Source organism: Paraburkholderia sp. MM5482-R2 (assembly GCF_050436125.1).
In the GTDB taxonomy this organism is placed as follows: Bacteria; Pseudomonadota; Gammaproteobacteria; order Burkholderiales; family Burkholderiaceae; genus Paraburkholderia; species Paraburkholderia tuberum.
The window spans coordinates 82154-94644 of sequence record NZ_JBNDLP010000002.1 but is presented as its reverse complement, the minus strand read 5'-3'; the positions used below and the strand labels follow the sequence as shown (position 1 = coordinate 94644).

Annotated in this window: 13 protein-coding genes; 6 read left to right on the top strand and 7 right to left on the bottom strand. The window is 67.0% G+C overall.

Annotation, left to right across the window (positions count from 1 at the left end; translation table 11 throughout):
- Positions 1-34 precede the first annotated feature (34 nt).
- Positions 35-535 carry a flagellar basal body-associated protein FliL gene (fliL, locus tag OKW37_RS03495; RefSeq protein WP_090802533.1) on the bottom strand — a complete coding sequence of 167 codons (501 nt, stop codon included), beginning with the start codon at positions 533-535 and terminating at the stop codon, positions 35-37.
- Between the two features lie 43 nt (positions 536-578).
- Between fliL and OKW37_RS03490 the strand changes: the two genes are divergently transcribed.
- A complete protein-coding gene (locus OKW37_RS03490; RefSeq protein WP_429408035.1) occupies positions 579-878 on the top strand; it encodes a hypothetical protein in 300 nt (99 codons plus the stop codon).
- A gap of 412 nt (positions 879-1290) precedes the next feature.
- On the opposite strand, the gene OKW37_RS03485 is transcribed toward OKW37_RS03490, so the two are convergent.
- The 6 genes from OKW37_RS03485 to fliF all read right to left on the bottom strand — a co-directional run bounded on the left by OKW37_RS03485 (position 1291) and on the right by fliF (position 8461).
- Positions 1291-2838 (bottom strand): flagellar hook-length control protein FliK, encoded by a 1548-nt coding sequence (locus OKW37_RS03485; protein ID WP_429408037.1) that lies wholly within the window; start codon positions 2836-2838, stop codon positions 1291-1293.
- A gap of 61 nt (positions 2839-2899) precedes the next feature.
- On the bottom strand, positions 2900-3349 hold the full coding sequence (fliJ, locus tag OKW37_RS03480) for a flagellar export protein FliJ (protein WP_090802535.1): 450 nt from the start codon (positions 3347-3349) through the stop codon (positions 2900-2902).
- Between the two features lie 17 nt (positions 3350-3366).
- Entirely contained in the window at positions 3367-5010 is a 1644-nt protein-coding gene (gene fliI / locus OKW37_RS03475) for a flagellar protein export ATPase FliI (RefSeq protein WP_429408039.1), read from the bottom strand.
- Positions 5004-5687 (bottom strand): flagellar assembly protein FliH, encoded by a 684-nt coding sequence (fliH, locus tag OKW37_RS03470; protein WP_429408041.1) that lies wholly within the window; start codon positions 5685-5687, stop codon positions 5004-5006. The genes fliI and fliH overlap by 7 nt, the downstream gene beginning before the upstream one ends.
- Complete coding sequence (gene fliG / locus OKW37_RS03465) at positions 5680-6675, bottom strand: flagellar motor switch protein FliG (protein ID WP_018418745.1); 996 nt, start codon at positions 6673-6675, stop codon at positions 5680-5682. Before fliG ends, fliH begins: the two co-directional genes overlap by 8 nt.
- Complete coding sequence (gene fliF / locus OKW37_RS03460) at positions 6665-8461, bottom strand: flagellar basal-body MS-ring/collar protein FliF (protein WP_184065876.1); 1797 nt, start codon at positions 8459-8461, stop codon at positions 6665-6667. The genes fliG and fliF overlap by 11 nt, the downstream gene beginning before the upstream one ends.
- Positions 8462-8697: 236 nt before the next feature.
- On the opposite strand from fliF, the gene fliE reads away from it, so the two are divergent.
- From fliE to OKW37_RS03435, 5 genes are all read left to right on the top strand, one after another.
- Positions 8698-9033 carry a flagellar hook-basal body complex protein FliE gene (gene fliE / locus OKW37_RS03455; protein ID WP_090802541.1) on the top strand — a complete coding sequence of 112 codons (336 nt, stop codon included), beginning with the start codon at positions 8698-8700 and terminating at the stop codon, positions 9031-9033.
- Between the two features lie 283 nt (positions 9034-9316).
- Complete coding sequence (fliS, locus tag OKW37_RS03450) at positions 9317-9751, top strand: flagellar export chaperone FliS (RefSeq protein WP_090802543.1); 435 nt, start codon at positions 9317-9319, stop codon at positions 9749-9751.
- Complete coding sequence (locus OKW37_RS03445; protein WP_090802544.1) at positions 9748-10074, top strand: flagellar protein FliT; 327 nt, start codon at positions 9748-9750, stop codon at positions 10072-10074. Before fliS ends, OKW37_RS03445 begins: the two co-directional genes overlap by 4 nt.
- Positions 10075-10180: 106 nt before the next feature.
- A complete protein-coding gene (locus OKW37_RS03440) occupies positions 10181-11596 on the top strand; it encodes a flagellar hook-length control protein FliK (protein ID WP_429408043.1) in 1416 nt (471 codons plus the stop codon).
- On the top strand, positions 11596-11955 hold the full coding sequence (locus tag OKW37_RS03435; protein WP_429408045.1) for an EscU/YscU/HrcU family type III secretion system export apparatus switch protein: 360 nt from the start codon (positions 11596-11598) through the stop codon (positions 11953-11955). The genes OKW37_RS03440 and OKW37_RS03435 overlap by 1 nt, the downstream gene beginning before the upstream one ends.
- Positions 11956-12491: the final 536 nt, after the last annotated feature.

Here is a 12491-nt window from a genome sequence, read left to right as displayed (position 1 = left end):
GCGATTGATGATGGCAGCGCTTGACAACGTCACGTCACTGCACGACGAATTCGGTGAACAGCACGTCCTGCACGCGGATCGGTGCGGCGCCCTTGTCAATCGGCTCGGTGATCAGCGTCTTCAGCTCTTCGGCGAGCGCGCGCTTGCCTTCGAGCGGCGCGAGTTCTTCGGGGTGCTTGTTCGACAGCGCGAGCAGGATGCGGCTGCGCACTTCCGGCATGTGATCGGTGAGCGCCTGCTGGGTGGCGGCATCGCCGAGCTTGAGCGTGAGGCCGATGCGCAGGAAGTGTTGCTGGCCGTCGTCCGATTGCAGGTTGACGGTCATCGATTCGAGCGGGAAGAACAGCGGCACGGCGGATTGCGCCGGCGCGGCTTCGGCCGATACCGCGACGGGTGCGCGCTTCGACATGAAGAACCACACGCCGGCACCGGCAGCGCCCGCGGCGATCAGCGCAATGAGGACGATCAGGATGATGCGCTTCATGGGGCCCGGCGAGGCGGGCGCGGCTTGTTGCGGGGCGGTCGTGGTTGCCATTTGGGTTGCCAGCTTGTTGCTGGCCTAGTAAGGGTTAGGGTGATTGTTGTTGATTTGCCTGCGGCGCTATGGGTCGAAAAGAAGGGCTATTTCTGGCTATTTCTGGCCGTTTCTGGTTTTTGGGGTTTTTTTTGTCGTTGTTCTGGCTTTTTTGGCCTTTCCTTGCTTTGTTATCGGTCTATTAGCGTTGCCCCTGTGCGGGGCGGCACCTACTTTCTTTGCTGCTGCAAAGAAAGTAGGCAAAGAAGACAGCTCAAACCGCCAACTCTTAAGCGGATCCCTCGGTCTGCATGAGGTAGTGGTGCATCTGGAATCCGTGCTCCCGCACATTCCGCTCCAGTGACAAGGCAGTCATTCTTCCGGCGGCGCTACGCGCGCCGAAACCCCGTTCAAAACCCACTGGTGGTTTCGGCGCACCGCCGAGGCGCAGCCGAGGGCCCCCGCTGCGCGGGCAAAACCATTGGTTTCCCTGGCAGACCCGTCCGCGACGCACGTAGTGCGGAGTGGGAGGGATGACGGCTTTGTCACGAACGGGGAATGTGCGGGGGCCCGGATTCCAGATGCACCACTACCCCTTCCAAGCCAGGGGACCCGCTTATGAGCTTGCGGTTTGAGCTGTCTTCTTTGCCTACTTTCTTTGCAGCAGCAAAGAAAGTAGGTGCCGCCCCGCACAGGGGCAACGCTAATAGACCGATAACAAAGCAAGGAAAGGCCAAAAAAGCCAGAACAACGACAAAAAAGCGCCCCGCCTCGCTTCAGGCAAACGTATCGACCAATCCAACCTGCTGCCGCACGGCAACATTCCCGATGGCATCGCTGGAACTGTCGCCTGCAAGGGCGCCCCCACCACCACTACCCCTCTTCCCATTCCCCCCACCCGCGCCAGCGCTCTGCTGCTGTTGCCCGTTCTGCCGCGCAAACCCATCACTCACACTCGCACTGCCAAGCCCAATCCCATTCGACTCCATCGCCTCGCGAAGCTTCGGCAACGCCGCCTCGACCGCCTCCCGCACTGACTGGTGCTGCGAAACGAACAGCGCATGCGCATGGTTATCCGCCACCTGCAACACGACCTGCAACGGCCCCAGATCCTTCGGATTGAGCGTCAGCTCAGCACTCTGCGAATGCGCATTCGACAAAAACACCACCTTCTGGCTCAGCGCGTCTTCCCAGTCGCTCGTGCCGACCTGCGGCGTCAACGCATTCGCGGCGGCGGCCGCGCTCGCATTGCCCGTACTCTGCGCTGCCGCCGTCGTGCTCGCGGCGTTCGCTGCCGCCTGCGTCGCGGCCAGCGCGGCGTTCGCCGCCTCGGACGCGCTGCGCACCGATGCGAGGTTGTCCGCCTGGCCGCTCGTCGCGGCCGCGGCGCTCAACGCGTCGGCGGCCGACTTCGCTGCCGACGGATCGGCCAGCGCGGTCGCGGCAGCCGTCGCCGTCGACGTCGTGTGGGTCGTCGAGGCCCCCTTGCCGTTGCCGAACAGGCCGCTCGCAAGCGTCTTGTCGTCCGACGTGCCGTTCAGGCCGTTTTTCGTGTTGCCCAAGCCGCCCGCCGCGCTCGACACGCTCGTGGCTTTTGCGGCCGCGCCGGCAGCAAGCGCGGCCGCGGGCACCGCGCCCTGGCCGCTCGACAGCGCGGACAGCGCACGCTGCAACGCATCCTGCAGCGACTTCGGATCGACCGCGCCTTTCCTGCTTGCCGCGGTGGCCGCGAGCGCGCTCGTGGCCGTGCCGGCCAGCGCGCTCACCGCATCGGCGGCGGAGCTTGCGGCATCGGTCGTGGTGGTGGCGTTCGAGTCGGCGTTGTTGGCGACGACCTGTGCGTGCGCTTGCGCCTGAGCCTGGGCGGCAGCCGCAGCCGCAGCGGCGGCGAGCGCGCCAGCGTCGGTTTGCGCCTTGGTGTCTTTCTGCCGGGCTTGCGTCGCGGTCGTCTGGCTGTTCGATGCCTGCTGCGTTGGTGTCGTCGACGGCGTGGACGACGACGATGACGCGCTGCTGCTCGCCGCGTTGCTCGCTGTGCCGTTGCCGTTCTGGCTGCCGCTCGCGCTCTGCTGCGAGGAAGCGGGAGCGGACGTGGAAGCGGAAGCGGGCGGCGGCGCACTGGGCGCGCTCGGCGCCGAGGCTTGCGACGCCGTCGCTGAACTGGTGTGCTGTTGATTCGCGCTGTTCTGCTGGTCGATGCTTTGCTGCAAGGTCTGCGCGAACGGGCTCGAGACCGCGGCGTTCGCGGACGCGCTGCTCGACCCATTGCCGCTCGTGTCGAGCAGCGTGCTCAGTTGGGAGCCGATCTGTGAAAGAAGCGACATAAAGAATCCTGTGAATCGGTCGAACGGGTGTGCCGTCAGGCTTTGGCCGCGAGGCAAGGCCTCACGCGCCGTCGGCTCGCATGCGCAGACTCCGCGCCGCAAATTCGTCGGCGTCGCGCTGTTCGCGCCGCGCCGCAACCTTCGCCTCGGCCGCCTCGCCGCGCGCCTGCAGCACTTCGTACGAGCCGAGCTTCTGCTTGTGGCGCTGCCAGTCGGGCTTCGCCGCCTCGAGGCGCGCGCTCGCCGCCGCGAGCAGGCTGCGCTGCTGCTCGATCGCGGCATCGAGCGTATCGATGAACGCCTGGAAGTTGCGCATGTTGCCGGCCGGCATGCCCGACTGCGCGCTCTCCATGAAGCGTGCGTAGTATTCGTCGCGGTACTGCACGAGCGCATCGAGTTGCGCCTGAACGTCGTTGCGCTCGCGCTGCGCGCGGCCGAGCCGCTGCGCGGCGGCATCCACGTCGTCCTGCGCGAGACCGATCAGCGTCTTGATCGGGAAATGTTTCGACATCGTCAGCCTCCTCGGCCCTAAGCAAACAGCGCGCTGAGCATGTCGATGCTCGGCTGGAAGTTCGCGCACTCGCGAAAGCCTTGCTGCAGGAACGCTTCCATCCGCGGATACAGCGCGATCGCGCGATCGAGCACCGCGTCGCGCCCGCTCGAATACGCGCCGACGTTGATCAGATCGCGGTTACGCTGATAGCGCGACAGCATCTGCTTGAACATACGCGTTTTATTCAGATGGTTATCGTCGATCAGCGCGGTCATTGCCCGGCTAATCGACGCTTCGATATCGATCGCAGGGTAGTGGCCGGCTTCGGCGAGCGAGCGCGACAGCACGATGTGGCCGTCGAGAATCGCGCGCGCCGAGTCGGCGATCGGGTCCTGCTGGTCGTCGCCTTCGGTGAGCACCGTGTAGAACGCGGTGATCGAGCCGCCGCCCGCCGGTCCGTTGCCAGTGCGCTCGACGAGCGCCGGCAGCTTCGCGAACACCGACGGCGGATACCCCTTGGTCGCGGGCGGCTCGCCGATCGCGAGCGCGATCTCGCGCTGCGCCATCGCGTAACGGGTCAGCGAATCCATTAGCAGCAGCACGTGCTTGCCCTGGTCGCGGAAGTATTCGGCGAGCGAGGTCGAGTACGCGGCGGCCTGCATCCGTAACAGCGGCGACACGTCGGCCGGCGCGGCGACCACGACCGAGCGCGCCAACCCTTCCTCGCCGAGAATCTGTTCGATGAACTCCTTCACTTCGCGGCCACGTTCGCCGATCAGGCCGATCACGATCACCTCGGCGCTGGTGTAGCGCGCCATCGTGCCGAGCAGCACAGATTTACCGACGCCCGAACCCGCGAACAGCCCCATCCGTTGACCACGACCGACGGTCAACAGCGAGTTGATCGCGCGCACGCCGACGTCGAGCACCTTGTGAATCGGCTCGCGATTGAGCGGATTGATGACCGGCGCGGACAGCGGCGCGTCCCTTTGCGTGCCGAGCGGGCCGAGCCCGTCGAGCGGACGGCCGGATGCGTCGAGCACGCGGCCGAGCAATTCCCAGCCGACCGGCAGACGCTTCGCGCCCGCGAGCGGGTCGGCGATCGGCGCGCTTTCGAGCGGAAAGACCCGCGCGCCGGGCAACAGGCCGATCACTTCGGTGGTCGGCATCAGGAACAGCTTGTCGCCGGAGAAGCCGACCACTTCGGCTTCGGCCATCGGCAGCGAACTGCCGGGCGGCAACTCGATCATCACTTCGGCGCCGACCGACAGACGCAGGCCGACCGCTTCGAGCACGAGACCGGCCGCGCGTGTGAGACGCCCGCACGCGCGCAGCGGCTTCGCGATCGCGTTGCGCGCGCGCAGCGCGTCGAGCTGGCCGCGCCATGCCTGCATGTGGGGATTGATGTCGAGCGCGGGATCGTAGGACGGCGCGTGCGCAGCGTGAGCGGCGCAAGCACTGCGCGCAGCGTGGTCCGTCGCGGCGGACTCGCGGCTCGCCGCCGCGCCTGTCGCTGGATGTGCGCTCGCAGGAGCGTGCCATGCCGCATCCGGGGGCTGCGGAATACCGGCCGACTCGACATCGGCCAGCGCCTCGGCGCCGAACGACGCCAAGGCGAGCTCGCGTTCGAGCGGCGTCAGATCGCTCGCGCGGATCTCGTCGAGCGTCGGCTTCACCACGTGCTCACCTTGCCGAGCGCGGCGGCGACGCGCTGCCAGCGCGTGTCGATGCCCGCGTCGACCTCACCGGTGCCGGCCTGCGCGCGGCAACCGCCACGCTCCACCGATGCATCGGTGCGCACGGTCCAGCCGCGCGTTTGCAATTCATCGAGCAGATACGCCTCGACGACCGGCAGATCGGCGGGACTCACGATCAGCGCCGGTGCGCCGGCAAGCGCGGGCTCGGCCGCGAGTACCTCGCGCGCGGCCGCGATCAGTGCGGTCGGGTCGTGCTGCACGTGCTGGCGCACGACCTGCTGCGCGATGTCGAGCGCGAGTGCGATCAGCGTTTCGGAGATCGCGTGCTGCGCGCCATCGAGCGCGCTCTTGAAGGTTTCGGCGAGCGCGGCGAGCCGCATCGCTTCCTCGCGCGCCTCGGTCTGGCCTTGCGCGAAACCCTGCGCGTGCCCCTGGTCATAGCCCGCCTGATAGCCGAGCGCCTGGCCGGCCACATGACCGGACGCGACGCCCTGTGCATGCGCGGCTTCGCGGCGGTGCTCGAGTTCGGCTTCGAACGCGCGCTCGTCGAACTCGGGTTCGGCCGGCGGCGGCGCCAGCGGAGCCGGGTCGAACGACGCCATCTCCCAGCGCTGGTAGGCCGAGAGGCTTTCCTTTGCCGGGGCGTTCGGATCAGACATAGGCGTCTTCCGCCTTGCCGCCTAGAACGATCTGCCCGCTCTCGGCCAGGTTGCGCACGATCTGCAGGATGCGGCGCTGCTGCGTCTCGACTTCGGACACGCGTACCGGGCCGCGCGCGTCGAGGTCTTCGGCGAGCAACTCGGCCGCGCGCTGCGACATGTTCGACAGGAACTTCTGACGCAGCGCGGGCGCCGCGCCCTTCAGCGAGATGATCAGCGCTTCGGATTCGACTTCCTTCAGCAGCAGCTGGATCGCGCGGTCTTCGAGGTCGAGCAGGTTCTCGAACACGAACATCTGGTCGATGATCTTCTGCGCGAGCTCGGCGTCGTACTGGCGCACGTTTTCGATGACGCCTTCCTCGTGGTTGCTCGACATGAAGTTCAGAATCTCGGCCGCCGTGCGGATACCGCCCATCGGGCTGCGCTTCAGGTTGTCGCTGCCGGACAAGAGGCCGGTCAGCACGTCGTCGAGCTCGCGCAGCGCGGCCGGCTGGATGCCGTCGAGCGTCGCGATCCGCAGCAGCACGTCGTTGCGCAGCCGGTCCGTGAAACAGCCGACGATCTCCGAAGCCTGATCGCGGTCCAGATGCACGAGGATCGTCGCGATGATCTGCGGATGCTCGTTCTTGATCAGTTCCGCGACCGCCGCCGAGTCCATCCACTTCAGGCCTTCGATGCCGCTCGTGTCGCTGCCCTGCAGGATCCGGTCGATGATCGCGCCGGCCTTGTCGTCGCCGAGCGCCTTGGTCAGCACGGAGCGGATGTAATCGCTCGAATCGAGCGACATGCCGGTGTGCTGCTCGGCCTCGCGCACGAACTCCTGCAGCACCTCGTCGACCTGTTCGCGGGTGACGTTCTTCAGCGCGGCCATCGCGACGCCGATTTTCTGAACCTCACGGGGGCCCAGAAACTTGAACACCTGCGCCGCCTCTTCCTCGCCGATCGACATCAGCAGCAGCGCGCTCTTCACTACGCCTTCAGCGCTCATCGGACACCCAGTTCTTGACGACGGTTGCTACGACCTTCGGATCCTGACGCGCGATGCTGCGCGCGAACTCCAGGTTCCGCTCGTATTTGTGCTTCGCGTTTTCGAGCGCGAGATGCTCGCTATCCGCTTCGATTTCGACCACCGCGCCATCGCGCTCCTCGGCCGGGATGCCGTCGAGCAGCACCGGTTCGTCGGGCGCCATCAGCGCGGCAACCGGCTCGGGCGGCGGCGGGAAGGCGCGGCGCAGCGCCGGCTTCACCATCACGAAGTAGAGGAACAGGGCCACCGCGCCGATGCCGAGGTACGTCGCGATCTGCTTGTACAGCGCGAGCATGTCGGGCGTGCGCCACCACGGCAGGTCGGCGTTCGGGTCGAGCTCGGTGGTAAACGCGCTGTTGACCACGTTGACCGAGTCGCCGCGCGACGCGTCGAAGCCCATCGCGTCCTTCACGAGCTGGGTGATCTGCGCGAGCTTGTCGGCGCTGACCGGCTGCATCGTCACGTGACCCTTCGGATCGACGACCCGCAGATAATTGACCACCACCGCGACCGACAGCCGGCGGATGCCGCCCATCGGCTGGTCGACGTGGCGCACGGTCTTGTCGAGTTCGTAGTTGGTGGTCGAATCCTTGCGGTCGCTGACCGGCGTCGTGGTGACCGAGCTCGCGCCGTTGCCCGCCACGATCGGCGCGGAGGCCGGCTGCGGCGGCTGGTTCGACAGCGCGCCCGGCACCCCCGAGGCGCCGCCTTGCGACATTTCGGTGGCGCTGCTCGACTGCTGGCTGCGGATCGCGGCCTGCTGCGGATTGCCGTTCGGGCCGTAGTTCTCGGAGGTCTGCTCGCTGTGCGAGAAGTCGATGTCGGCGCTGACCTGCGAGCGCGCGTTGCCGGCGCCGAACAGCGGCGCGAGGATCGTGTCGATGCGCTGCTGGGTGTTGCGCTCGATCTGCTGGCGGAACTTCAGCTGGGTCGCATCGAGTCCGCTGCCATTGGTTGGCTGCGTGAGCAGGTTGCCGTCCTGGTCGAGGATCGTCACGCCGCGCACCGGCATTTCCGGCACCGCCGACGCCACCATGTGCGTAATCGCGACGACCTGCCCTTCGTCGAGCACGCGGCCCGGGTACAGGTTCACGAGCACCGCCGCCGACGGCGCTTCCTTGTCGCGCACGAACACGCTCGGCTTCGGAATCGCGAGATGCACGCGCGCCGATTTGACGCTCGAGATCGCTTCGATCGTGCGTTCGAGTTCGCCTTCGAGCGCGCGCTGATAGTTGATCTGCTCGTCGAACTGGCTGATGCCGAATTTCTGGTTGTCCATCAGCTCGAAGCCGACCGAGCCACTCTTCGGCAGCCCCTGCGATGCGAGGCGCAGGCGCATCTCGTGGACCTGCTCGGCCGGCACGAGGATCGCGCTGCCGCTTTCGGACAGCTTGTACGGAATATTGGCCTGCTGCAGCGCGGTGATGATCGAGCCGCCGTCGCGGTCGGACAGATTGCTGTAGAGCACCTTGTAGCTGGGCGCGCGCGACCACAGGAACAGGCCGGCGACGACCGCCACCAGCAGCGCGACCGCGAACACGAGCGGCGCGCGCGGGTTGCCGCGCATCTGCGCGAGTCCGGACAGACGCTGGCCGAAATTGCCGCCGATACCTCCCAGGCCGCCGAGGCCACCGAGGTCGGCCATGCCGCCGGCCTGGCCGCTACCGGCCTGACCGGCAGCGGGCTGCGCGCCGGCGAGCCCCATACGGGCGTCGGGGTTGATCAACGAGTTGGCAGACGAATCCATGCGTCGGGTTTCTCCGGGGAATGCCTTGGCGTTCTGTCGTGATGCCGCGCCGGGGCTGGGCGGACGGACAGAGACTTTCACCTTTGAAATTATCCGCAGCGCCGCTGAACCCGATTGCTTGAATAGAGCGGGGTTTTCCCTCTAGTTTCGGGACTTTCCGCGAGGAGCCGCTGCTATGCTTTCGTCCAGATCGGTACACCGTCCGGCGGTCCGATCGCACATCCAACGGAGAAAACATGACCATGCCCGTGAACGCGCTATCGTCGGCGCTGCAACAGATGCAGGCGATGGCGGCGCAGGCGGCCGGCGACGCGACCCCGGCGGCGGAGCAATCCGGCGCGGCGACGCCCACCAACTTCGCGGCGGCGCTGAAGGCTTCGCTCGACAAGATCAGCGGCGACCAGCAGAAGGCGGTCGGCGAGTCGCAGGCGTTCGAGCTCGGTGCGTCGAACGTCTCGCTGAACGACGTGATGGTCGACATGCAGAAGGCCAACATCGGCTTCCAGTTCGGCCTGCAGGTGCGTAACAAGCTGGTCGCCGCGTACAACGACATCGCGCAGATGTCGATCTGAGCGGGATCGCGCGTGTCCGCCTGAAGGGCTGCCTGAAGGACTGCCTGAAGGTCCACACCCGTCCCGTCCGACGATCCGGCACGCCGCTGCCGGCGCTTGCGCCGGCGGCTTCGTGCCGTGTTTCCCGGGCCCGCCCAGCGGCGCTTTCGATCCTCCTTACACCGGACTAAAGCTTTGTCGTCGCGCATCCGATAACCAAATTACAGGTCAGCGACCGGCGCGTCGACGCGCCGCGCGGCCACGCCACGACTTAACCGCAGCCAGTATAAGAGGAGGAGCGCCGATGTTTTCCCAAGGGCACGCTGGAGCCAACGCGTATGCGCGTGTCGGTATCGAGACATCCGTGATGGGCGCAAGTCCGCATCGTCTGATCGTGTTGCTGTACCAGGGCGCACGCCAGGCGATCGCGCAAAGCCGCATGCATTTGCAGCAGGGCAACGTGGCCGAGCGTGGCATGGCGATCAGCAAGGCGATCCGGATCATCGAAAGCGGGCTGCAGCAGTCGCTCAACCTCGAGGTGGGCGGCGAAATCGCCGAACGGCTCAACGCTTTGTACGACTATATGGCGCGTCGACTGTTGCAAGCCAATATCAATCAGAGCGAGGCGATGCTCGTGGAAGTGGACCGTCTGCTCGCGACGCTCGAAGAGGCATGGATCGGGATAGCCCCGGAGATCGCGCGGATGGCAGCACAGCCAGCCGCGGAAAGCCTGAGATGACATCGAACGCAGAATATTTTGCCCGCTACGAGGCGATCGCGGCGCTGTCCTGCCGCATGCTGATGGCGGCCCGTCGTGCACTGTGGAACGACCTGGTGCACTTGCAGGAAGAGTATCGGCAGCTGGTCGAAGCGCTGCGCGAAGCCGACGTGGGCGTCAAGCTCGACGAGGCCGAACGCCTGCGCAAGTACGCGCTGATCCGCCAGATCCTCGCCGACGACGCCGCGATCCGCGACCTCGCGAATCCGCGCATGGCGCATCTGTCGGCGCTGTTCGCCGGCCGGTCGACGCGCGTGCTGAAGGAGTTGTACGGGGCGCGCTGAGCGCGAGCGGGCGCGCGCGTGAGCTGGCGCTACGCCGCACGCGTCTGAAGGATCGGAGCAATCAGAGCATCGCGCGCGTTGCCGCCGATGCGACCAAGGAACCGGCATGAACGGAATCGATTCGGCCCTCGCTTCGGTGCTGTCGAGCCGGATCGACAGCCTGCTCAGCATCGCGCCGGGAACCGCGACCACCTCGCAGACCGGCGCGGCCGGCGTCGATACCGCGGTTCCCGCGGCGCCTGCGAACGTGACGCCTGCGCCCCAGCCGTCCGCGCAAACCGCGCTGTCGGCCGTCGCGCTGACGCTGAATGCGATTGCGCACTCAGGCGGCGAGGCCACACCGGCGGTGCTCGGCCGCGCGCCGATCTGGGCGGCCGCGCCGGCGCTCGACGTCGCCATCGAAAGCTTGCCGCTGACCGATGCGGCGGGCGCCGCGACAGTCAATTTCGCTGCCGGCGATTCCGCCGCTGCTGCCAGCACCAACACCAATCCCAACGCTGCCGCCAGCGCAACCGCGGCCGCCACCGCGAGCGTGGCGGCGACCGAAGTGCCGGTCGCGGCGCTCGCGGCCGCGCTGCAACAGACGGTCGCCGACAGCGGCCTGTTCTACGAGGCGCATCTCGCGGCGTGGCTGGTCGGCCAGCGTTCGCCGGCCCAACTGGCGAACGAGGCGCAGAACCAGCTCGTCGCAGATTCTCAATTGCCTCCCGACTGGAGCGCCGACGCTGGCGACGCGGGCGCGCGGTCCGCTGCGGCGAACGGAGCCCCCGAGGCAACGCCACGCGGCACGCCGAACGTTGCCGAGAACAACCCTGCCATGCACGCGATGCCGTCGATCCTGACCGCGCAGGCCGCGCGACTCGTCGCGGGCGAGCTGCTGGCCAGCTCGGTGTCCGACCTGAATGGCCAGTCCACACACGCGGGGCTGCACAGCGCGGTGTCTCAGGCGGCCGATGCCGGCTCGTCGCAGAGCGCGCAGGCGATGGCGGCGGCGGTGCATCCGGCGACGGTGCCGCTCGTGCGCCAGCAGCTCGATCTGCTTGCGACCGGACAGTTCCGCTGGACCGGCGAGGCGTGGCCCGGCGCGCGTCTGGACTGGACGATCGAGCAGGATGGCGACGAATGGGACCGCAGCGGCGGCGGCCTCGCGAGCGAGGACGGCCAGCCGTGGCGCACGCGCCTGACGCTGTCGCTGCCGACGCTCGGCACCGTCGATGCCGAACTGACGCTGACCGGCACGCGGCTGGCCGCGCGCGTGCAGGCGAGCCCGCGGGGCGCCGCGCGGCTCGCGATGCAGGGGGACGATTTCCGTCAGCGGCTCGCGGCGGCGGGGCTCGAGCTGCAGGGATTGACGATTCGCGAGATCGGCGGCGGTGTGCCTGGTACTACCGCGGCGGGCACCTCGGCGGCGGGTGCGCAGGCCGCGGGCGCGTATGCACGGTCGGCGTCGGCGGCTGTGGCCACGTCGACGGCGTCGGCGTCGGGCGCCGCATCGCGCGACGACCTCGATTGGGATATCTGATGAGCCGCACCCAACGTCGCAGCGCGGCCGCGCTTGTTTATGACGCTCATGGCGGCGAGCCCGCCCCGCGTCTGGTCGCCAAGGGGTATGGGCTGCTCGCTGAGATGATCGTGCAGCGCGCGAAGGAGGCTGGGCTGTATGTGCATGAGGCGCCCGAGATGGTGTCGCTGCTGATGCAAGTCGATCTGGATGCGCGGATTCCACCGCAGCTTTATCAGGCTGTCGCCGAGTTGCTGGCCTGGTTGCATCGGCTCGAGAGTGGGGCTGATGCTGAGACGGGCAATGGCGCTGGCGCGCCGGATGTGGTTGATGTTGTTGCTACTGATGTGCCTGGCGGTGCTAGTACTGTGGATCACTGAAGGTGTGTGTTTGCCCTTTGGCAGGGCGGGCGCTTTTTTGTCGTTGTTCTTTGCAGTGTTGGCCTTTCCTTGTTGTCTTATCGGTCTATTAGCGTTGCCCCTGTGCGGGGCGGCACCTACTTTCTTTGCTGCTGCAAAGAAAGTAGGCAAAGAAGACAGCTCAAACCGCAAGCTTATAAGCGGGTCCCCTGGCTTGGAAGGGGTAGTGGTGCATCTGGAATCCGGGCCCCCGCACATTCCCCGTTCGTGACAAAGCCATCATCCCTCCCACTCCGCACTACGTGCGTCGCGGACGGGTCTGCCAGGGAAACCAATGGTTTGGCCCGCGCAGCGGGGGCCGTCGGCTGCGCCTCGGCGATGCGCCGAAACAACCGGTGGGTTTTGAACGGGGTTTCGGCGCGCGTAGCGCCGCCGGAAGAATGACCGCCTTGTCACTGGCGCGGAATGTGCGGGAGCACGGATTCCAGATGCACCACTACCTCATGCAGACCGAGGGACCCGCTTAAGAGTTGGCGGTTTTAGCTGTCTTCTTTGCC